19 protein-coding genes, 1 tRNA gene, 1 pseudogene and 1 riboswitch are annotated in these 21,131 nt (G+C 51.2%); of the genes and pseudogenes, 4 read left to right on the top strand and 17 right to left on the bottom strand.

Going from position 1 to position 21,131, the window contains the following annotated elements; all coding sequences use genetic code 11:
- Nucleotides 1-149: 149 nt before the first annotated feature.
- The 5 genes from GX364_00700 to GX364_00680 form a co-directional block, all read right to left on the bottom strand.
- A complete protein-coding gene (locus GX364_00700) occupies nucleotides 150-758 on the bottom strand; it encodes a hypothetical protein (GenBank protein NLI69370.1) in 609 nt (202 codons plus the stop codon).
- Between the two features lie 9 nt (nucleotides 759-767).
- Nucleotides 768-1,562: an ABC transporter ATP-binding protein gene (locus GX364_00695; GenBank protein ID NLI69369.1), complete on the bottom strand. Its 795-nt coding sequence runs from the start codon at nucleotides 1,560-1,562 to the stop codon at nucleotides 768-770.
- 4 nt (nucleotides 1,563-1,566) lie between these two features.
- A complete protein-coding gene (locus GX364_00690) occupies nucleotides 1,567-2,577 on the bottom strand; it encodes an iron ABC transporter permease (protein NLI69368.1) in 1,011 nt (336 codons plus the stop codon).
- A 21-nt stretch (nucleotides 2,578-2,598) separates the two neighbouring features.
- Complete coding sequence (locus GX364_00685) at nucleotides 2,599-3,651, bottom strand: ABC transporter substrate-binding protein (GenBank protein ID NLI69367.1); 1,053 nt, start codon at nucleotides 3,649-3,651, stop codon at nucleotides 2,599-2,601.
- Between the two features lie 151 nt (nucleotides 3,652-3,802).
- A riboswitch (molybdenum cofactor riboswitch) is annotated at nucleotides 3,803-3,945 on the bottom strand.
- Between the two features lie 119 nt (nucleotides 3,946-4,064).
- A complete protein-coding gene (locus tag GX364_00680; GenBank protein ID NLI69366.1) occupies nucleotides 4,065-5,003 on the bottom strand; it encodes a radical SAM protein in 939 nt (312 codons plus the stop codon).
- A gap of 168 nt (nucleotides 5,004-5,171) precedes the next feature.
- Between GX364_00680 and GX364_00675 the strand changes: the two genes are divergently transcribed.
- The 4 genes from GX364_00675 (at nucleotide 5,172) to GX364_00660 (ending at nucleotide 6,956) form a co-directional block, all read left to right on the top strand.
- Nucleotides 5,172-5,246, top strand: a tRNA-Val gene (locus tag GX364_00675).
- 177 nt (nucleotides 5,247-5,423) lie between these two features.
- Nucleotides 5,424-5,687, top strand: coding sequence for a hypothetical protein (locus GX364_00670; protein ID NLI69365.1), 264 nt, complete (start codon nucleotides 5,424-5,426; stop codon nucleotides 5,685-5,687).
- A gap of 98 nt (nucleotides 5,688-5,785) precedes the next feature.
- The gene (locus GX364_00665; protein ID NLI69364.1) at nucleotides 5,786-6,712 is read left to right on the top strand and encodes an MBL fold metallo-hydrolase; all 927 of its coding nucleotides are present in this window, start codon (nucleotides 5,786-5,788) and stop codon (nucleotides 6,710-6,712) included.
- Nucleotides 6,699-6,956, top strand: coding sequence for a DUF3006 domain-containing protein (locus tag GX364_00660; protein ID NLI69363.1), 258 nt, complete (start codon nucleotides 6,699-6,701; stop codon nucleotides 6,954-6,956). The genes GX364_00665 and GX364_00660 overlap by 14 nt, the downstream gene beginning before the upstream one ends.
- Nucleotides 6,957-7,178: 222 nt before the next feature.
- On the opposite strand, the gene GX364_00655 is transcribed toward GX364_00660, so the two are convergent.
- From GX364_00655 to GX364_00600, 12 genes and pseudogenes are all read right to left on the bottom strand, one after another.
- Nucleotides 7,179-8,603: an aromatic ring hydroxylase gene (locus tag GX364_00655; protein NLI69362.1), complete on the bottom strand. Its 1,425-nt coding sequence runs from the start codon at nucleotides 8,601-8,603 to the stop codon at nucleotides 7,179-7,181.
- Between the two features lie 268 nt (nucleotides 8,604-8,871).
- A complete protein-coding gene (locus GX364_00650) occupies nucleotides 8,872-9,879 on the bottom strand; it encodes a phosphatase PAP2 family protein (protein ID NLI69361.1) in 1,008 nt (335 codons plus the stop codon).
- An 18-nt stretch (nucleotides 9,880-9,897) separates the two neighbouring features.
- On the bottom strand, nucleotides 9,898-11,865 hold the full coding sequence (ligA, locus tag GX364_00645) for an NAD-dependent DNA ligase LigA (protein ID NLI69360.1): 1,968 nt from the start codon (nucleotides 11,863-11,865) through the stop codon (nucleotides 9,898-9,900).
- A gap of 217 nt (nucleotides 11,866-12,082) precedes the next feature.
- Nucleotides 12,083-12,625, bottom strand: coding sequence for a cob(I)yrinic acid a,c-diamide adenosyltransferase (locus GX364_00640; GenBank protein ID NLI69359.1), 543 nt, complete (start codon nucleotides 12,623-12,625; stop codon nucleotides 12,083-12,085).
- 42 nt (nucleotides 12,626-12,667) lie between these two features.
- Entirely contained in the window at nucleotides 12,668-13,810 is a 1,143-nt protein-coding gene (locus GX364_00635) for an acyl-CoA dehydrogenase (protein NLI69358.1), read from the bottom strand.
- A 104-nt stretch (nucleotides 13,811-13,914) separates the two neighbouring features.
- A pseudogene (locus tag GX364_00630) lies at nucleotides 13,915-15,012 on the bottom strand (acyl-CoA dehydrogenase).
- A 77-nt stretch (nucleotides 15,013-15,089) separates the two neighbouring features.
- Nucleotides 15,090-16,271, bottom strand: coding sequence for an acetyl-CoA C-acetyltransferase (locus GX364_00625; protein NLI69357.1), 1,182 nt, complete (start codon nucleotides 16,269-16,271; stop codon nucleotides 15,090-15,092).
- 123 nt (nucleotides 16,272-16,394) lie between these two features.
- Nucleotides 16,395-16,820, bottom strand: coding sequence for a hypothetical protein (locus GX364_00620; protein ID NLI69356.1), 426 nt, complete (start codon nucleotides 16,818-16,820; stop codon nucleotides 16,395-16,397).
- A gap of 126 nt (nucleotides 16,821-16,946) precedes the next feature.
- Nucleotides 16,947-17,210 (bottom strand): hypothetical protein, encoded by a 264-nt coding sequence (locus GX364_00615; GenBank protein ID NLI69355.1) that lies wholly within the window; start codon nucleotides 17,208-17,210, stop codon nucleotides 16,947-16,949.
- Nucleotides 17,211-17,551: 341 nt separating this feature from the next.
- Nucleotides 17,552-18,817, bottom strand: coding sequence for a phosphoribosylamine--glycine ligase (gene purD, locus GX364_00610; protein NLI69354.1), 1,266 nt, complete (start codon nucleotides 18,815-18,817; stop codon nucleotides 17,552-17,554).
- Nucleotides 18,818-18,884: 67 nt separating this feature from the next.
- Complete coding sequence (purH, locus tag GX364_00605; GenBank protein ID NLI69353.1) at nucleotides 18,885-20,447, bottom strand: bifunctional phosphoribosylaminoimidazolecarboxamide formyltransferase/IMP cyclohydrolase; 1,563 nt, start codon at nucleotides 20,445-20,447, stop codon at nucleotides 18,885-18,887.
- Nucleotides 20,431-21,054, bottom strand: coding sequence for a phosphoribosylglycinamide formyltransferase (locus tag GX364_00600; GenBank protein NLI69352.1), 624 nt, complete (start codon nucleotides 21,052-21,054; stop codon nucleotides 20,431-20,433). The genes purH and GX364_00600 overlap by 17 nt, the downstream gene beginning before the upstream one ends.
- Nucleotides 21,055-21,131 lie beyond the last annotated feature (77 nt).

Here is a 21,131-nt window from a genome sequence, read left to right as displayed (position 1 = left end):
GTTCTCAAGAAAAAACAAAACAAATTTTGTGGTCATTCACCGGCTATATTCCCCACTTTGTGGTATTGACGAAGCTGGCGCCCCATGCATCCCTGATTGTTGAGGGCTTTGCAGTTGTAATTTGCTCAAGCAGAGAAACTTGAAAGCTATCATGAATGAAGAACTCCGGGGCGACGGGCCAGCAGCTCCATCATGATGCCACACAATTCCACCCCGACATTATCCCTGTTTTCCATTGTAACCGGCAGGACAATCACGTTTTCCATGGCTCTTATACGATCAAGAAAAGCGGTGGAACGCTTTTTGACCACCCCCAAAACCGGGAGTGAAGCGGACAAACATTTGAAAACCTGCTTTTGAAAGTTCAAAGCATTCGATTCGAAATAACCCAGCTCGTCCATAATGATCAGATCGATGTTCGATGACAGACTCTTTCTTAAAATATCAACCCCGAAGCCCTCAAAGGTTTCCGGAATGTCTTTCCAGCGGCCCTTTTCACCTTTTTTGGCCACAAAAAGCCGATTTACGGGAGAAACTTTTTCTTCATTCAGATCCTCCATGACGAAGCCATCGTGTTCGCCACCACTGTAATGACGGAGAGTTTTGAATCCCCCCGCTTTGAGACGCAGACCATCTACCGCCCGGTCGATGAGAGCACTCTTGCCTATCCGGATATCCCCGGTAAGAAAAATATTGCTGATGGTATCTCCCCCCTGTTCCCCGAACAGAGCCGTGACAGGCTCACAAGCCACGACCACAAAGTTACATTATATAGCCATCGGTTGGGCAACGTTTTTGGGTACCACGATCGGCAAACCATGATTGCATGTATAATCGGTGCGGATATTTTCACCGTAAACATGAGAAAGGAAACTATCCTGCAATACATGATCGGTACAACCCTCGGCCAGTATTTTCCCCCCATGTAAAAGGAAAACCTCGTCACAGTAATAGAGGGCCAGATTGGGATCATGCAAAGTAACCAGAACCGTAATGTTCAATTCTCTGGACAGCTGACGAACCAGATCCATGATCCTGTGTTGATTGGAAAAATCCAGATGGGAGTTGGGTTCATCCAGTAGCATGTAAGGGCTGTTTTGAAACAATGCCCTGGCCAGAAGGACCATCTGTCTTTCCCCGCTGGAAAGCATGTTGAACGGCCTTTTCATCAGGTACTTGATTCCTATCTGATCGAAAACTTTTTCCGCCCGCCTTCTTTCAGCAGCACCCGGTGCGCCCCATAAGGGGATCCGGGCCGCCTCCCCCATCAGAACGATTTCCTGTGAAGAATAGTCAAAAGTTATGACGGTACTCTGGGGTACCACGCTGACCAGGCGGGCAATATGGCGCCTGGAGAGCTTCGCCAGGTCTTTACCATCGATCTGGATGTTTCCTTCGATTGGCCTTATAATGGCATTGATACATCTTAAAAGGGTGGTTTTACCACAACCGTTTCTGCCCAGAAGGGCATAGATGCGGCCTTTTTGTATTTCCAGATCGATACCCTTCAATACAGTTTTGCTATCATAACCGGCTACAAGTTTGTTAACAAGAATGCTCAATTTTTCACGCCATCCCCTTTCTTTGACTTAAAATCAGATAACCCAGAAATGGTGCTCCAATCAAGGATGTAACAATGGAAATTGGAATCTCGGAACTCAGCAAGGAACGTGCAGCAGTGTCCATGAGGAGCATCAACGCTGCTCCCAGAAAAGCCGCGGTGACGATCAATTTTTTGTGCTCGGCACCCACGATGTAGCGAGCTATATGAGGAACGATAAGGCCAATCCAGCCGATGGTACCGCAGGTGGAAACGCTGACAGAAATCATCAACGCCGTGATAACGATATAGAAAATACGCCATTTGAAAATGTCCACCCCCAGCGACAAAGCTTGTTCATCTTCCTGGGACATCAGATTCAATTGCCAGCTGAAAATGGTCACCAGGGCTGTACAGATAACGGTAATCCCCAGAACCCCCCTGATAGAAGACCATGTGGTGGCCTGAAGGCTGCCCATGAGCCAGAAAACGATCTTCTGCAATTCATTGTAGGGTTCAGCAAGATACTTTATGATGGAGACCCCCGCTTGAAATATGGCCGAGATTACAATTCCGGCCAGTATAAGAACTGCAGCAGACCTGTCCCTGCTCCTCGAGGCCAGTATATAGGTACCTGCAACAGCCACGATACCAAATATAAAAGACGAAAAACGTATCCAGACGCTCAATGGAGGAAAAATGAGCAGAGCCAGAACCGCACCGAAACTTGCACCCGCAGTGGCCCCCAGCAGATCGGGAGAGGCCAGGGGATTGCGAAAAAGAGCTTGAAATACTGCTCCGGATACGGAAAGTGCCGCCCCCACGGCCAGGGCAAGCACTATGCGGGGCAGGCGTATACTGTATAACACATCCCACATTTCCGGGGCCAGAGGTTCCCGGTTGCCCGTCAACCCGGCCCCGGAGAGAAAATGCCTGGCGGCATCTACAATGGAAACAGGATAGCGCCCGGAATTCAAAGCGACGATGATGGAAACAACAAATACAATGATAATTATCAAAGGAACGGACCTCTTCATCTTATTCCTCCAAAGAAATGATCAAAGCTTGCCTCCAAGTTCGGTAAAGGTCCGGCCCATGTAATTAAGGTAAAACTCATCAGCAACTTCGGTCATGTCTATGTCCCGGTAGAGTTCCGGGTGCAATTTGGTAGCCATCCATTCAATTCCCAGAACACAGTGGGGTGCGGGGAAATCCCACCATCCGATATTGGATGGGAAAGGATATACCCTGTTGTTCTTGATGGCATTCACTGATTGAATTGCCGTATTTCCGAAAACATCTTCGGCCGCATACTGATCGAGGCTCGATCCCAGAAAAATGATATCGGGATTCCATTCGACCAGCTGTTCCGGAGAAATCTGCGCCCATCGGCCCACAACGTCTTCCGCCACATTGATTCCCCCGGCCATTTTGATCATCGTATCCTGCAGCATCTCACCGGTGGCAGCGGTATATATACTTTTGGGACCCGCAAAGAATACCCTGGGCCTCTCCCCGCGGGGTATTTTGTCCGTTCTGGTTTCCACCAGGTTGACAATTTCCTGGCAGGCCGCTATGTACTCTTCCGCTCTGTCTTCAACTTTCAAAGCTTTTCCCATGATACGGACTGCCTCGTAGCTCTCTTCCATGGTTTCACTTTTCAAAGCAATGAAAGGGATGCCAACCTCGGCCAGCTGTTCTATTTCCCTGGGATCGGTATCGACATAATTGAAGAACAAATCCACTTTCAATTTCATCAGTTCTTCCACGGATGCATTTTTGAAAAAGGGCAGAGCGGCAAATTCCGGATCAAGATCAGCCATGGCACGGCCGGCAGCATCAAACAACCCTTGATGTACCAATTTATCCTGCTCGCCCAAAGCAAATACCATTGTCCCCAGATGCCTCAGGGCAGCAATCCTTTCCACGTTTTCAGGAACCACCACCTTTCGTCCAAGCATATCGGTCAGTTCTACAGTGCCGGCAACATCCTGGCCTTCATCGTCCCCCTGCAGATCTTGATCCCCGCAACCGACAGCTGCAAACGGCATCAACATGAGGATCAGCAACAACAGATACAGAAAGTTTCTTCCATGGCAATTGTTTTTCATGATCATCCTCCCATTTAAGCTTCTTTGGATTTTTCAAGCATCATTGCAACGTCCCGTTTTTTTATCCCTGTTTGTCGCCGGCTACAGAATGGAGATAAAAAAAAAGAATATAAACAAAAAGCCGATTTTCTTTATATACAAGAAAACCGACTTGTGCATGATTGAATTTCCTTGTACATAGGGTAAGGCATATTCGTTTCCAAATTATACCCCGGCCAGCTCCCCGAGCTGACGGCATTGAATCCATAGGACCCATGTTCCCTTAGGTTCCAATGCTCGGAAATAAGACTATTCAATTTTCTGGCAATATGCCAAACAATCCGAAAATAAATATATCACAGGCCTGTCCGGGTGTCAAGGAATGATTTGTCCACCACTCCCAAACATGCCCTGGTCACGTTCCGGCAAGCGTGTCAATGACCTTTGATTCTGATGAATACGCCCCTTTTCTGTCGTTCCATCTCGACCAATCCTGCAGATAAAAGTTGGCGCAGATATTTCTGCACCTCCGCGGGTCGGGCACCGATGATGCGGGAAAGATCCTCGACGGTACAGGGCCTGCGCTGTAAAGTTTGCAGGATCGTATCAGCATAACCGGTATCAAAGGCAGGGGTTTTCGCTAGAGATGGTTCCTCTTCGATCAACTCAGCTTCACAGCCCAGTTGCTCGGCAATTTCCAACATCCTGTTCGGCGCGGCCTCCTTCACCCATGCCTCCGTTCCCGGTCGATCCAGCGTTCCCAGCTGAATCCGGTCCGGGTTGATTTTTTCCAGGGCTTTTTTGATCGCCGCCAGTTCCTCGTCAGTGTCATTCAGTCCGGGAACGATGAATACCTCCATGCATATTTCTCCCCTGTATTCGTGCCGCAGGGAAACCAGTCCGGAAATAACATCCTTGCAGTCAAGATCGGGATGGGGCCGGTTCAGTTTCCGGAATACCTCTTCCGATGCGGCATCAAGGGAAGGAACGATCAGGTCAATCTGATTGATCTGGTCGCGTGCCCGGGCGGAAGAAAAAAGCGTACCGTTGGTGAGAAGGCAGAGGGGATATTGCGGATAGCGTTCCTTGATGTGATCGACCACCCGGTCGATATGCTCGTGCAGCATGGGTTCCCCGGAACCGGCGAAAGTGATGTAGTCAAGTTCGGGATCACTCTTCAGGTAATGATCCAGCTCGGCAAGAACCGCTGCCACGGGAACATATTCCTTCCGGGTCATGGTCAGATCCGTGGTGCGGCCACATTCACAGTAAACACAATTCAGAGAACAGGTTTTGAACGGGACCAGGTCGATACCCAGCGACAGGCCCAGTCGCCGCGAAGGAACAGGGCCAAAAAGGTGTTGTTTTTTCAAGGGTACGTACCTCCTTGATGATTCAAACCGGAGCAAGTGATGATCCTGTCACTTTTACTATAACAGAACTTCCTATCTGTGTATATCAACATACCCGGGGAAACAGAAGGGCGGGATTTTTCGTTGACCTTTTTCCCATGGATGCTATAATCAAATATAGATATACGTGGGGACGTGGCTCAGGGGGAGAGCGCCTGACTCACATTCAGGAGGTCGGAGGTTCAAATCCTCTCGTCCCCACCATTTTTTCATGGAGCTGCCAGGCGACTGCTCACGATGTATAGAGCAGCATTATCCAGCCTGCAATAACAGATGATCCGGTCATGCGTTTCCAGTAAACCCGCCATGCAATCCCCGGTAACCCATTCTGCATCAGGCATACCATCCGAAGATTTGATTTTGGATCTGGAGGGCATGTAAATGTACGAATATATCGATGATATTCAGAAGCGTTTTTTTACCTGGTGCGATGATGCCGTGCAAGTCTACATTGACCGCGAGGGGGGCATGCTTGAACGATGGTGGCCGCGCAAGAGCCCGGAAGGCAATTATGAGCTGGTTTTTATTCTGTCGGCGGGTGACAATCCCGCACACAAACATGCTGTGCCAGTACCGGAAGACTATCATGAACTTCTTGAACGCGAGTATTTCATCAATCATCCCCCGGACGAAGAAAAGGAATGATCGAGTTTCCGCCAACGAGAAACCCCGAACAGGAGGCCCCGGCAATGTCAAAATTGGGCCAGAAAAGATTTCTGCTGGCAGCACTTATCTGCCTGTGCATGTTACTGCATTGCACCGTGGCAGTTGCCAACCCTGTATATGGCAATCTGAACGGGGATAACAAAACCGATACAGACAACGCCCTTCTTGAAGCCCATTTTATTGATGTGGGACAGGGAGACAGCATCCTGGTAATTGCACCTAACAGGAAGACCATATTGATTGATGCCGGAGACAGAAAGGAAAGCCAAACAGTGCTTTCCTATCTGGGCAAACAATTGATTGACAAAATCGACATCGTTATATCAACCCACCCCCATGCTGACCATATCGGGGGCTTGATAGGCATTCTTGATAAAATTACCGTAGGCCTGGTAATCGATTCGGGTTATCCACATACATCAAAGACATATGAAGACTACCTGACCAGAATAGAGCAAAAGGATATACCCTTCACTCTCGCCCGGTCAGGAGATGTGATTGACCTCGACCCATCAGTTTCGATAAGGATACTCCACCCCGGGAAAGGCAAAAAAATAGAAAGTTACGCAAAAGCGAACAACGCCTCCATCGTAATAGAAATGGTTCACGGCCAGGTTGGTTTTTTATTTACCGGTGATGCCGAGAAAGAAGCGGAATCGGAAATTCTTGAATGCAGCGATTTTTCCGGAATACAGATATTGAAAGTGGGCCACCATGGAAGCAGATCCTCTTCTTCCGATCAGTTCTTGCAAGTAGCCAACCCTTCGGTGGCTGTTATCATGTGCGGCGCGGGAAATCCCTACGGCCACCCGCACCAGGAAACACTGGATACTTTACAGAAAAGAAACATGGATATTTTCCGTACCGATCTCCACGGTGATATCGTTATCAGATCGGATGGTCAAACCTACACCGTTGAAACGGGTACTCCGCATGCATTCCCGGCAATAATAGAAATATTGAAATATATATGGGAGTGGTTTTGTAAAAATGTCCTGTCATGAATACACGGTAGATCGGATCGAAGAAGATTTGGCCGTCTTGCTCCTGCGCCGGGATGAGACTGTCAGGTATGATATCCCGCTTGAACAACTCCCCCCGGGGATAACCGAGGGGGACATACTGTTGGCCTGCATTGAAGAGGGCAATGTCGTCTCCGTCACCATGCTTGAAACGGAAAAAGTGAATCAGCAGGAGAAAATAAAAAGAAAAATTCAAAACTTGATAGACAGAAATAAACGGGGATAACGCCGGCCACGCATCTGTAAACCATCTGCCCGATTAGTTTGCAAACAAATGCTGCCGGCGCAAACCCCCATTCATGGTCTCGCTCTACCCTCGACCCTGTAGTAAAATGCTTCCAACGGCCTCTCCTTTCCACCGGAAAAATATTGAAAGAAATTATTTCAACGGCGGGAACATTCAGCTCCCGCCGTTGATTTACCCTGTTCCACAGCCTGCATGCAGATCTTATTTCTTGATACCGCAGAGGTACTTCACCAGGTTTTTACGATAATCGATATCATACTGGTTGCGGATGGCTATTTTTTCCATGATCGGGGAACCGCCACCATGCAACCCCCCTACCAGCGCCACCCCGCCGTACGACGAGCAGATCATGTCCGAGATGCCCCGGAAGAGCCGATGCTGGTCCTCGGCCGGGACGCCGTCTTTGCGCATGATGTATTTGTCCATCAACTCTTTCAACTCCGGTACAAAAAATTCGTCCTCCATGGGCAAGGTTGCCGGCAGACCGCCAGCCACGTCCGCCAGCGTCTCTATTTCATGATAGAGGCTGACCCCGGCATGATAACGTCCCACATTCGTATAGATGATATTGGGTATATGTGTGCCGGAAGCAGCCACCGTGGATTTAACGGAAGCAGCGATACCCGCGCTGTAAACCAGTTCACCCGTGGCGATCAGCTCGGAAAGTTTATCTTTTACATGGGAAGCTTCGGCAACGCCATTGTACTCGGCTACCAGAGCTGTTGCCCCCAGGATGATGTCCGTTATTGCCGGTTTGCAGCCGGTATAGCTGTGTCGGTGGAAAGTGGCGAAAAGCATTGCTGCAAAACTGGCAAAGAAAGTTTCCCCGCAAAGGAATACCCTCTCCCAGGGCACCAGGACATCGTCAAATATGGTGTATGAATCGGCCAGCCCGAAACGATGGGGTGTCTTGAGATATTTTCTCTCGCGAGGTGCAGCCACGCGGACGACCTGTTTTATCCCCTTGGTGTCAGCAGGAATGGAAAAAGCCACCGACCAGTCAACATCTTCCTCGGTCATCAACCGGGTCGGCACCACGATGATCTCGTCACTGTAAGGGGCGTTGGAATTGTGTGCCTTGCAACCTCTGACGATGATTCCTTTATTGTTTCTCTCTATTACCCGCAGGTAAAGGTCTGGATCACTCTGCTCGAACGGCCGCCTGGAACGATCCCCCTTGACATCGGATTGTGCACAGCAGCCGACCAGATCGTTTTTCTGAAAATATTTGATGAATTCCAGCAAGCGCGGATAATATTCAGTTCCGTAATTATCATCGGCATCCTTGGATACCACCGTGAGAGCATTCAATGCATCGATGCCCATGCAACGTTGTACACATCCCCCTGCTTTCTGACAGAGCAAACGCGTACATTCCTGTTTCTTGAGCAGGTCATCGGAACTCTGGTGGATATGGTTCAACCGGTGAATTTCCTCGCCGGTAAGATGGGAAGTTGCCGTTATCAAGCCCTGCAAATCTTTATCGCCAACCCGTTCATAGGTGTCGACGATAAGATCAAGACCCGGTTTCAGTGCCGGATGGTCACGGCCAACCACCTCCCCTCCCATATAGATATTGGGTTTCAACTTCTTTATCCTTTCGATATACTCCTCCGCCGAAATAATACCCATACAATTATCCTCCATTTCAATATTTTCACCGCTCAGGTGATTTTTTGTTGAAAAAAACCCGGTAATACTTGCCCCGGGGTAGCTTCCAGCGATACAAAACTCCCGGAACGGCAATAAACTTGTAATTACAGGGTTGCCGGAATCATTGCAGGGAAAATGTATTGTTCGTGTGTGCAAACATTGCAGAATTTACGTAGTGCATCCGGAGAAACAATATATTATATTGATCGATATCAACATAAATGCGAAACAGGCCACATTCCTACACCTGATCCTTTGCCCCCGCGGCCAATCCGGTGACCACGAACACCAGGGGCGCCAAAAATGTTACCCAGAAACCAGCCAGAAAATAACGGGCAAAACAGAGGGAGGGAACGGTTCCGGTAGTCGGTATCAATACTTTCAGGCCCGCCTGTATGGAGAGCAGCACAACAAGGCCGACAATCATCTTCAGCAGGTGCTGATAAAACTTGCCCCTGACATCAAATTTTATCGATTCCCTTTCCAGAAGATGCCCGAGGCAAATTCCGGCAAAAAAGCCCATCACCTTGGGAGGATCGGTCCCGGGTATCAGCATGGTTGATACAAAAAATATAATGATGAATATGACGAGTTGAACAAGAAAATTCACTCCGGGAGATATCTTGAATTGCCGTTCTGCCAGAAGACGGCCCCCCCATAGAAAAACCGCAACAAAGATGATTCCGAAGATAAGCCCACCGACTATATCGCCGGGAAAATGTACGCCGAGAAATATCCGTGACAGGCCCACCATAACGATCATGATAACCGACAAAAACCAGAACTTTTTGTTCCTGATGTTGGCGGCCAGATAAGCCCAGACAACGGTTATGGAAAGCGTGTGCCCGCTGGGGTAGGAAGAATTGGCCGGAGGGGTCACCCCTTCGATCATCGGCCTCGGTTCCATGAAATATCCTTTGAGCAGAAAAGAATAGATCCCGGAAACCAACAATGCCACCATCGTTCCGAATCCCAATGCCTTGTCGATACACCAGAAAAACAGAGCGATGGCGATGACGAGCCCTTGCTCGTCGCCCCAGAAAGTGATGAAGCGGAAGAAATATTCCACTGCCGGAACAGCAGTTCTAACATGAAAAGCTTTTACAAGATCATTGGATCGCAACGGATCCCAGTAAAGATAAAGGATGATGCCCAGAGCAACTACCAGGGCCAGGCAACCCCATCTGCAGATGCGCTCCATCTCCCACTTTTCAGAAAAATAATGACGTTTCCCGGAAGCAGTTTTCATACCATCTTTCCTTTCACTTCAATTTAACATTTCCAATAATTCTTCCTCACCGATAATTCTGATGCCATAACTTCCCGCCCGCTCCAGTTTGGATCCCGGTTTATCACCCGCTACCAGAAAGTTGGTTTTTTTACTCAGGGTATTGGTCACCCGCCCTCCCTTTTCTTCAACCAGGCGCTTTGCTTCTTCCCGGGAAAGGGAGGGCAAGGTTCCGGTAAACACAAAGATCTTTCCCTCAAGCTCTGATGCCGCCAATGGGAGCGAGGGTTCCTTGAAATTGACACCTGCCGTTTTCATCCTCTCCAGGAGGTCACGGGTTTCTTCCTGGGCAAAATATGCATTCACCGCCATCGCTATCTTGGGGCCAACTTCATCAATCGAAGCCACCCTGTCAATGGATGCAGCCGCCAGGAGATCCATATCCCGAAAATTCTCGGAGAGGATCCGGGCCACCCTCTCACCGACAAAACGGATTCCAAGACCATGGAGGAGGCGATGCATGGGGTTCCCCTTGCTCTTCTCGATCGCTTCCAGCAGGTTCATGCTCGACTTCTCCGCCATACGTTCCAGATCCAGAAGTTCCGATTTCTTCTCCTTCAAATAATAAAGATCACCGACATCCTTGACCAATTTGGACTGCAGAAGATTGTAAGCCACGGCGGGGCCCAGTCCCTCGATGTCCATTGCCGATCTTGAAGCAAAATGGACGATACGCTCCAGAACCTGGGCCGGACAGGATGGGTTCAGGCAGCGCCAGGCCGCCTCCTCCGGCAATCTTTTCAAGGGTGTTCCGCAGGAGGGGCATCTTGATGGCATATCGAATTTGACTTCATCCCCGGAACGTTTTTCTTTCAAAACCCTCACCACCTCGGGAATGATGTCCCCGGCCTTGCGCACAATAACCGTGTCCCCGATCAGTATTTCCTTGCTGCGCAGATAATCTTCATTGTGAAGGCTGGCTCTCTGTACCGTTGAACCGGCAAGCAAAACTGGCTCAAGAATGGCCACGGGAGTGATGGCCCCGGTTCGGCCGACGTTGACCACGATATCGATGATTCGGGTGGATATCTCCTCTGCCGGGAACTTGTAGGCAATAGCCCAGCGCGGGCTTCTTGAGGTGTTACCAAGTATGTCCTGGGATGCGATGGAATTAACTTTGACCACGATCCCATCGATATCATAGGGCAGGATGTTTTTCAGCTCCTGCCAGCGACTGCAGTAGGCAATCACCTCTTCTATCTCCTCGCAGTATAATCGGTATGGATTGACCGGAAATCTTAGGTCTTCCAGGAATTGCAGCAATTCCAGATGTGTGGGCAATGCAATGTCATACCCGACAGCCCCGTAAACGAATATCTTCAGGGGCCTCCGAGCCGCAATACGCGGATCCAGCTGCCGCAGCGAACCGGCAGCCGCGTTGCGCGGGTTGGCAAAAAGGGGCAGATCCTGTTCCGATCGTTCATGATTCAAACGATTAAAATCATTCCGATCGATGAATACCTCCCCCCTCACCTCAATGCTTACCGGTTGCGGAAGACGGAGCGGAACTTGCCGCACGGTCTTGATATTGGCGGTAATGTCTTCTCCCTGGAAACCGTTGCCGCGCGTGGCACCACGAACCAGCCGACCTTCTTCATAGCGCAGAGATACCGCCAACCCATCGATCTTGAGTTCCGTTGCATAGCCGATGCCGGAAGAGTCCTCCCCCTGCATGGCCCGCCGGTTGAAATCATACAATTCGGAAAACCCGAAAGCATTGTCAAGGCTTAGCATGGGAACGGTATGTTCTACCGTGGAAAAATAGGGCAGCGGCTGGCCACCGATACGCTCGGTGGGTGAATCCGGCGTTTTTAGATGCGGATAATTTTTCTCAAGATCGCCGAGTTCGCGCATCAGAAGATCATATTCCCCATCGGTAATCACTGGATTGTCAAGAACATAATAACGATGAGCATGCTCTTCTATCCGGGACACAAGTTTTTGCATACGACTGCTGATTTCTTCGTCTTTTGACAACACTGATTACCCCCTTGGTTGAAAATACTCTGCCCGCTTTGAATGATAATATTCCCCGATACCCTTCCACGGAACCCATCCCAGAATCTTTCAAGCCGCGGAGTAATTCCCCGCGCAACCTCGCCCGCCGTCCTTACCCGAGTTATCAACCGGGTAAAAATTTTACTATCCAGACGGCAGAGCATGATCAGAATTCTATTCCTTTCCTCATCCTTGTTCCATCGGCGTAAGGGTGCTTGACTTCCTTGATTTCACTGACAATATCAGCGATGGCAATGATTTCCGGTGGTGCATTCCTTCCTGTCAATATCACATCCACATTCGCCGTTTTTTGTTTCAGCATCTCCAGCACCTCGCCCGTGGAGATGAGGTTGTAATCCATAGCAACATTTATCTCATCCAGAACAACCAGGTCGTATTCATGGCCAAGCAATGCTTCACGGGCCATGGCCAACCCTTCCCGGGCCATCTTTACATCAACAGTGTCGGGATTGTTACTGTCCACAAAGTTATCGCGACCTGCTTTGACTATTTTCAATCCGGCCATTTTTTGCAGGGCATTGAATTCTCCATACTCGCGTCCCTTCATGAAGTGTATCATGAAAACACGGTAACCGTGGCCAAGTGCTCTCATGGCCTGTCCGATTGCCGCAGTAGTTTTCCCCTTGCCGTCACCGGTGTTGACCATGATCAACCCCGCCGGGCTGTTTTTGTCGCCACCCATCAGCATCCCCCTCCCATTTTACCAGATTTCAACCCGGTTTGCCTGCCATCAACCTTTGATGAGATACCTGGATATGACCATCCTCTGTACCTCGGAAGTGCCTTCATATATTTCCGTGATCTTGGCATCGCGCATGAAACGTTCCACCGGGTAATCACGCGTATAACCATAACCGCCAAAGATCTGAACCGCCTTGGTGGTAACCTCCATCGCCGTTTCGGAAGCAAAGAGCTTGGCCATGGAGGAAGCTTTTCCATAAGGCATACCGGCGCTTTCCAGAAAAGCGGCCTTGTAGGTCAGCAAGCGGGAAGCCTCGATCTTGGTGGCGCAGTCGGCAAGCATGAACCCTATGCCTTGAAAGTTTGCGATGGGTTGCCCGAACTGTTCTCTTTGCCGGGCATAATCAAGAGCTGCATCCAGCGCCCCCTGGGCAATTCCCACCGCCTGCGCGGCAATACCGTTTCGCCCACCATCGAGAACAGCCATGGCAATTTTGAAACCTTCACCTTCCTGCCCGAGTAGATTCTCCCTGGGAATGCGGCAATTATCGAAGATTGTTTCAAGAGTCGGTGAGGCGCGCAAGCCCATTTTGTTTTCCTTCTTGCCAAAAGTGAAGCCCGGGGTATCCTTCTCCACGATGAAAGCGCTTATTCCTCTCGATTTCTTTTCCGGCGAGGTCATGGCAAAGACCACGTATATTTCTGCACTCCCGGCATTGCTGATGAAAATCTTGGTACCGTTCAAAACATATTCATCGCCGTCCAGAACCGCCGTGGTCTTCTGAGCGCCCGCATCCGTACCGGCCAGTTGTTCGGTCAAAGCAAAGGCCCCCAGCTTCTCACCCAGGGCCAGCGGCTTCAGATATTTCTGTTTCTGTTCCTCATTGCCAAACTTGAAGATCGGCCAGCTGCAGAGGGAAACATGGGCAGACAGGGTCGTTCCTGCCGCAGCCTCCACCCGGGAAAGCTCCTCCACGGCAATCACATAGCTGAGGTAATCGGCACCCTCTCCGCCATATTCTTCAGGCCAGGGTATTCCGGTGATCCCTATCTCCCCCATCTTGTCAAACAATTCGCGGGAAAACTCCTCCTTTTCATCCCGTTCCGCAGCACCCGGTTCCACTTCATTTTCGGCAAATTCCCTGATCATCTTCCTCATCATTTCGTGTTCTTCGGATAGTTTGAAATCCATTGCTTTTTCCTCCTTGCTTTTACATTGATCTTATCTTTTTCAACCGCAGGCACAGGTTGCACGAAGGTGCACCCCGCCGCATCTCGCCGGATCAAACCAATTGGCTATGTCTGTTTATTCAATTCCCGCGCAATCACCATCCTCTGTATCTGGTTTGTCCCTTCATATATCTGGGTGACCTTGGCATCACGGAAATACCGTTCCACCGGATATTCTGTAGTTGCCCCCCGTGCTCCCATGAGGGATATGGCCCTGGAGGAGGCATCCATGGCCAGGTCGGTTGCATATACCTTGGCCATCGAAGCTTCCTTGGTACATGGATAACCTTGCCCCTTCAACCATGCCGCCCTGTAAACCAGAAGCCTCGCCGCTTCCAGGCGGGTATGAAGGTCCGCCAGTACAAAAGCCACCCCCTGAAAATCAGTCAGGGCCCTGCCAAACTGTCTTCGCTCCCGCGTGTATTCCAGGGCACAATCGATGGCAGCTGAAGCGATTCCCAGCCCCTGCGCCGCTATTCCGATACGCCCCCCGTCAAGCAACGAAAGCGCTATCTTGAAACCCTCGCCCTCGTCCCCCAGCCGGCTTTCGAGCGGTACCTTCGCATCCTCCATGAGCAACTCGACGGTCACCGACCCATTCATGCCCATCTTTTTTTCCTTCTTGCCGATGATCATGCCAGGGGTATCCTTCTCCACCAGGAAAGCGGTTATGCCCTTGCGCCCCTGTTCCCTGTCGACGGTGGCAAACACGGTGTAAACATCCGCCTCACCCCCGCTGGTTATGAACAACTTGCTGCCGTTGAGATAATAATACCCGCCCCGGCGTTCCGCCGTGGTGGCAATAGCGGAGGGATCCGATCCCGCCCCCGCCTCCGTCAGGGCGAAAGCAGCCAACCATTTGCCCCGAGCCAGAAGAGGGAGGTAACGTTCCTTCTGCCCGGGTGTGCCGAACATCAAGATGGGAAAGGTGCCCACGGAGGTGTGAACCGCCAGGATAACACCGGTTGAAGCACAGGTCGCTGAAATCTCTTCGATCAGAAATATATAGCTCAAAAAATCGGCCCCTTCCCCGCCCCATTCCCTGGGTATGGGCAGACCCATATATCCCCTTTTCGCCATGTGCTCTATGTTTTCCCGGGGAAATCGACATTCGCTGTCGGTCCTCTTTGACAGGGGTGCAATCTTTTCCCGGGCAAACTTCTTGAACTCCGCACGCCTTCCGGCTTCCGCTCCGGTAAAACTGAAATCCACTGCCGTACCTCTCCTTTGCTTCTACTCCTCTATCCCGGCACCCTCACTATCGTGGCTTCCCCCTGTGCCGCACCGCTGCAGATGGTGGCCAGGCCATATCCCCCTCCCCGACGCCGCAACGAAGCCAGCAATGTCATCAAAATACGTGTTCCGCTGGCACCGATAGGATGCCCGATAGCCACGGCCCCACCGTTAATGTTCACCTTCTCCTCGTCCCAATCCCCAAGACGGATACAGGTACGAGCGACAGCAGCAAAAGCTTCGTTCACTTCTATCAGATCAAGGTCTTCCTTTCCCAGTCCCGCTTTTTTCAATGCCTTGCGGGCAGCGTGGAAAGGGACCGTGGAGATCTGTGTGGGATCGGCGGAGGCAACCCCGGAAGAGATCAATTCGGCCAGAATTTCGACACCCAGCTCGTTGGCTTTTTCTTCAGACATCACCACTACAGCAGAGGCACCATCGCTGATCGGGGGTGCATTTCCGGCCGTGATAAACCCTTCTTTCTCGAAAACCGGGTGGAGGCGGGCCAATTTTTCATAGCTTGTGTCCACCCGGGGCAGCTCGTCTTTATCAAATATTTTTACACCTTTCTTCTGCACAACCTCGACCGGAATGATCTCATCCTCGAAGTAACCCTTCTCCATGGCCCGGATGGCAAGTTGATGACTCCGCAAAGACCACAGATCGGCCTCCTCCCTCGTCACCCCATGTTCCGCGGGTACCCTTCCTCCATGGACCCCCATGTGGACATCGTAAACCGGGCACCAGAGACCGTCTTTGATCATCGCATCAACCAGCAGACCATTTCCCATGCGGTATCCTTCGCGCCCCTTCTCCACAAGATAGGGCGCAGCGCTCATATTTTCCATGCCACCGGCGACAATAATCTCCGCTTCCCCCGAATGAATCATCATCGCTGCAAGGTTTACAGCCCTCAAACTTGATGCACAGACCTTGTTGATCGTATCGGAAGGGACTTCCGGGGAAAGCCCCGCCTTTATCGTGGATTGCCTCGAGGGTATCTGCCCCGTGCCAGCTTGAACGACCATGCCCAGCAGCACGTAATCGACCATTTCCGGCGCTACCCCTGCTTTTTCCAGTGCTCCTTTGATGACCAATGCTCCAAGTTCGGTGGCCGGCACCGAGGACAATGAACCCAGGAAACGCCCGAAAGGAGTGCGCGACCAACCGGTAATAACAACTTTTGACAAATTTATCACCCTGTTTCGGAATAATTCAAACAATTGTAGGAATTCGTGAAAAGAGGCAACAATTCCTGCCTTTTTTATCGGCTTTGCCTTCTTTAGATTGGAAGAGGTATTTGTTTTCGAGGTTCAAACCGGGGTCCTGTCCGAAAAGGCGTAAATTTCAGATCCTCGGTCGTAATCCAACCACACTTCCTGCCCATCCGGCAATATCAGCAGGCCGCTTCCGTGCCTGCAGCCATCTCTGAAACTTCCCTTGTAGATGGTGCCACAGGGCCAGACCATCCGTCCGCTACCCTGCATCAGCCCATAAAAGAGGGGGCCGACGTACGTTACCATCATCCTGCAGTGCCGATCACCGTACTGCAGCCTCAACTCGCCCCGGATATCATGCGGGGTTCCTGTAAACCTATCGACCGCCCCGCGATAGAAACCTGCTGACTTTTCCAGCCGGTACCAGCCCCTGGAATCGGGTGAGGCAGAGCCCCCCGAAAGAATCCTGTAACCTTTGCAAGCAACTGTCGTTGACTCCCCTGCCATCCACTTTCTGATCATTGACACTCTCCCCCGTCCAGCGCCAAACATTGGGCGAATAAAACCTTCATCTTCGAAAGCCGATCCCGGCAAGCTGATTCCATGCCCGTCAACTAATTGATATGAATGGCCGCGCTCCAAATATCACTATTTGTCAGCCAATCTCGAGCAAAACAGAATGCCCTCCCCGGCCGGGTATTCCATCTTCCGATTGGCCTTGCCTTGCTGCTGGAGGGAAGGAGAGGGAGGCGTCTGCCCCCGCCGCGCCCCGGAAAATAATTGTTCGTTCCGCTCAAGATTCCGCGCCGTGCCCGGAACGACAGGGGAAATGTGTTCGTCATGAAAGGTGTAAAGGGGGCAGATTCCGAAGGGGAAGATCAAGGAACCCGTAATTTCACGCACTTCCCGCACCGAAAAATAATTCTCCCGGTGCCAGAATGGAAGAACAAAGTTTTTCAACAATGATTATGAAAATCAATGGGGTTAATCTACTTTCATAGCGATGACAGGAAGAAAGGATTTGTAAAGGGGAAGAGAAAACTCCGGTGCCAGGGGACTGGTCACCGGGTGAGTACGAAAATCGGAATCAATGAGCGAACCTTGACACAAACAGGGGAGCAGACGCCGCCGGCAGAATTGTTTTCCGGAGCAGGCATCGGGCCAAAACAAGATGAGTTTGCGCCAGAAAGTTTCCCGGTTTGTTATTTTCTCCCCGCTCAACAACATCAATTGTATGCCGTTTTGCAGTATTATCATTTCAAAGCGCGGTGGGCTATGTCTCGCCGGTAGTAGGCTCCTTCAAATTTGATCTTCTCCACGATGGAGTAAGCTCTGTCAACCGCACTTTGCAGGTCCCGGCTCCAGGAAGTGATGCCGAGGACTCTTCCCCCCGCCGTCAATATTTTTCCCGCCTTTGCAACGGTGCCCGCGTGGAATACTACCGCATGAGGATCGGAAACCGATTCTTCCAGGCCGCTGATTATTTTCCCCTGCTGATATGCTCCGGGATAGCCGCCGGAGGCCATCACCACACAGACGGCAACTTCGTTTCTCCATTTCCAATCCGCAACGAGATTCCCCCCGGCGGCCGTGAACAGAACCGAGGCCAGGTCATCATCAAGGAGGGGCAGGATAGCCTGTGCCTCCGGGTCCCCGAAACGAACGTTGAATTCCAGTATGCGAGGGCCCTCCGCGGTAACCATCAGCCCGGCATAGATCACACCCCGGTAAAGCAGACCCCTCTTGCGCATCCCCTCCAGAAGAGGTTGGAAAACGTTTTCCTCGACAGAGCTGACCATCTCCCCGGTCATCACCGGAGCCGGAGCATAGGCACCCATGCCGCCGGTATTGGGCCCCGTGTCACCTTCACCAACCGCTTTGTGATCCTGGGAGGAAGGCATGGTCAGGAATGATTTCCCATCGGTCAGGGCGAGCAACGTTGCCTCCTCCCCTTCAAGCCTTTCCTCGATGATAACTTTATTTCCGGCATCCCCAAAGATTCTATCGAGCATGATCTGCCGAAGTGCCGATTCCGCCTCATCGGGACCATCGGTCACAAAAACTCCTTTGCCGGCAGCCAGGCCGTCAGCTTTTACAACCACCCTGGAGCGACTTTCCCTCGCAAATTTCCTTGCCCTGTCGAAACTTTCAAAAACCTCAAAATCGGCCGTGGGGATACCACATTCGGCCATGAATTCCTTGGCCCAGGATTTGCTGCCCTCCAGGAGTGAAGCTTTCCTTTCCGGCCCCATGACAGTCAAACCCCTGTCCATGAAATGATCCACGATCCCTGCAACCAGAGGTGCTTCCGGACCCACCACGGTCAGGTCGATCCCCCGGTTGTGGGCCAGCCCGGCCAGAGCGGGCAAGTCTTCCGGATCCATGGCATGGCATTCGGCCAGCGCGGCAATGCCGGCGTTGCCGGGAACACAATGGATTGCATCCACCTGCGGGCTTCGGGAGAGACTCCAGACCAGGGCATGTTCCCTTCCCCCGCCACCGATAACCATTATACGCATGACACTCTTCCCTCCAGAATATGAATCCATTTTTTATCTATCAGGCAACCATAAATAAAAATAAAGGCTAATGTTTAAAATATCTTCTCCCCGTGAAGACCATGGCTATCCCATGTTTGTTGCAGGCCTCGATCGATTCCCGGTCTTTGAGGGACCCCCCCGGCTGGACGATTGCTTTAATTCCCGCTTTGGCTGCCTCTTCCACGGTGTCGGGAAATGGGAAAAATGCATCGGAAGCCATCACCGCACCCGCGGCTTTCTTGCCGGCCTGCTCGAGGGCAATACGCGCCGCCCCTATCCGGCTCATCTGGCCTGCTCCGATTCCCAGGGTCTGCTTTCCGGTGCCGATGACAATGGCATTGGACTTGACATGTTTGGCCACTTTAAGGTTGAACACCAATGCTTCCCGTTCCCCGGACGTTGGAACGGATCCGGTTACCGTTTTCCAGTCCCGGCTTTCGATGGCTGCTGTATCTTTCTCCTGCACGAGCAACCCCCCGGAGACCTTTTTGTAATCCATGATCGGCCCATGTTGAATGAAATTGCCAGGTGGTATTGTCAACAGGCGCACCCCGGGGTTTTGCTTGAATACTTCCAGTGCTTCCGGCGTGAATGAAGGAGCAACCACCACCTCCAAAAATATTTCGGCCATCATCCGTGCCGCATCTTCGTCCACTTCTCTGTTCACGGCCACGATCCCCCCGAATATGGAGACAGGATCGGCATCGTGTGCCCTCCGGTATGCTTCGGCAACATCTTCTCCCCCTCCCACACCACAGGGGTTGGCATGTTTTACAGCCACCACGGCAATATCCTCAAATTCCTGCACGAGTCCCCAGGCCGCATCAAGATCATTGATGTTGTTGAATGAAAGCTCCTTGCCCTGCCACTGCCTGGCAGAGGCAATCGTATTTCCCCTCGCTGCACCACCGGCGTCGATATAGAATGCCGCCTTCTGCTGCGGGTTTTCGCCGTATCGCAGATCCTGCTTTTTCAAGAAAGGCATTGTCTGTCGATGCGGGAAAAACCCTTTCTTGCCTTCACACCGGGAAAGGTAACCGGAGATAAAAGAATCATATTCTGCCGTGTGTGAAAATGCCTCCACGGACAGGGCGAAACGCAATTCCGGACTTGCATCTCCATACCTGTCGAGGTCCATCAGCACATCCCTGTATCTTTCGGGATTGACGACCACGATCACATCCCTGTAATTTTTGGCCGCAGCACGCACCATGGTCGGCCCGCCAATATCTATGTTTTCTATGGCCTCCTCCAGGGTGACACCCTCCCTGGAGATTGTCTGCACGAAGGGATAAAGATTTACCACGACCATATCTATGTAATCTATGTTGTGCATTTCGATTTCCCGACAATGTTCCTGTTGCTCGCGCCGGGCAAGGATCCCGCCGTGTATGCGAGGATGCAGGGTTTTGACCCTTCCCCCCAGGATTTCGGGAAAATCGGTGACTTCACTTACTTTCTTGACCGGCAAGCCATCATCGGCCAGCAACGCGGCCGTCCCTCCCGTGGAGATGATCTTCCATCCTTTCCGATGCAGTTCCCGGGCAAAATCGCAAATTCCACCCTTGTCGGATACGCTGATCAGTGCAATTCTATCTTTGCTTTTCATGAATGACACACCTTCTCCCTTCAATCTCGATCATGTCGCGACAATAAAGGTCAATAGCCCGGATGTAAGCCCGGTGTTCGACCGAATGTATCCTCTGTTGCAGTGTTTCCAAAGTATCATCCTGCAATACAACCACGCTGTCCTGGATGATGATGGGCCCTGTATCCAGACCTTCATCCACAAAATGGACCGTGCAACCGGTAATCTTCACCCCATGTTCAATCGCCTGCTTCACACCATCGCAACCCGGGAAGGAAGGCAACAGGGAAGGATGGATATTCATGATCTTTCCCCGGAAAATATCGATCATCGTTGCCGAGAGCAATCTCATGAAACCGGCCAGGACCACCAGGTCCACATCTTCTTCTTGCAGTACGGAAACCAGGGCAGAATCATAATCTTCCCTTTCCCGATATCCTGCGGGATCGATAAATAAAGCCTTGATGTTTTTTTTCCTTGCCCGCACCAGGGCCCTGGCTTCATGCCGATCGGATATCACGAGGACAACCTTTCCTGTTATCTCGCCCTTGTCGACAGCATCCATGATCGCCTGCAAATTGGTTCCCTCTCCGGAGGCGAGAACCGCAATATTTTTCAAACAGATCATCCCCTTGAATATCTATTATTTTCAAAAAAGCCGGCAACAACACTTGCATCCATTTTTGACGTTTTTGCAGTAGATGA

The organism is Bacillota bacterium, assembly GCA_012518215.1.
In the GTDB taxonomy this organism is placed as follows: Bacteria; Bacillota; Dethiobacteria; order DTU022; family PWGO01; genus JAAYSV01.
Note: the sequence above shows the minus strand (reverse complement) of the source record. Positions and strands in the feature narration are given on the sequence as shown.

Coding starts and splice junctions, on each gene's coding strand:
- GX364_00635 (NLI69358.1), bottom strand. CDS start 13,810: ATGGATTTCAAACTATCCGAAGAACACGAAATGATGAGGAAGATGATC.
- GX364_00650 (NLI69361.1), bottom strand. CDS start 9,879: ATGAAAACTGCTTCCGGGAAACGTCATTATTTTTCTGAAAAGTGGGAG.
- purD (NLI69354.1), bottom strand. CDS start 18,817: ATGCGTATAATGGTTATCGGTGGCGGGGGAAGGGAACATGCCCTGGTC.
- GX364_00665 (NLI69364.1), top strand. CDS start 5,786: ATGTTACTGCATTGCACCGTGGCAGTTGCCAACCCTGTATATGGCAAT.
- GX364_00640 (NLI69359.1), bottom strand. CDS start 12,625: ATGCTGATGGGTGGCGACAAAAACAGCCCGGCGGGGTTGATCATGGTC.
- ligA (NLI69360.1), bottom strand. CDS start 11,865: ATGCAAAAACTTGTGTCCCGGATAGAAGAGCATGCTCATCGTTATTAT.
- GX364_00660 (NLI69363.1), top strand. CDS start 6,699: ATGTCCTGTCATGAATACACGGTAGATCGGATCGAAGAAGATTTGGCC.
- GX364_00670 (NLI69365.1), top strand. CDS start 5,424: ATGTACGAATATATCGATGATATTCAGAAGCGTTTTTTTACCTGGTGC.
- GX364_00690 (NLI69368.1), bottom strand. CDS start 2,577: ATGAAGAGGTCCGTTCCTTTGATAATTATCATTGTATTTGTTGTTTCC.
- purH (NLI69353.1), bottom strand. CDS start 20,447: ATGAAAAGCAAAGATAGAATTGCACTGATCAGCGTATCCGACAAGGGT.
- GX364_00620 (NLI69356.1), bottom strand. CDS start 16,820: ATGATCAGAAAGTGGATGGCAGGGGAGTCAACGACAGTTGCTTGCAAA.
- GX364_00600 (NLI69352.1), bottom strand. CDS start 21,054: ATGATCTGTTTGAAAAATATTGCGGTTCTCGCCTCCGGAGAGGGAACC.
- GX364_00685 (NLI69367.1), bottom strand. CDS start 3,651: ATGAAAAACAATTGCCATGGAAGAAACTTTCTGTATCTGTTGTTGCTG.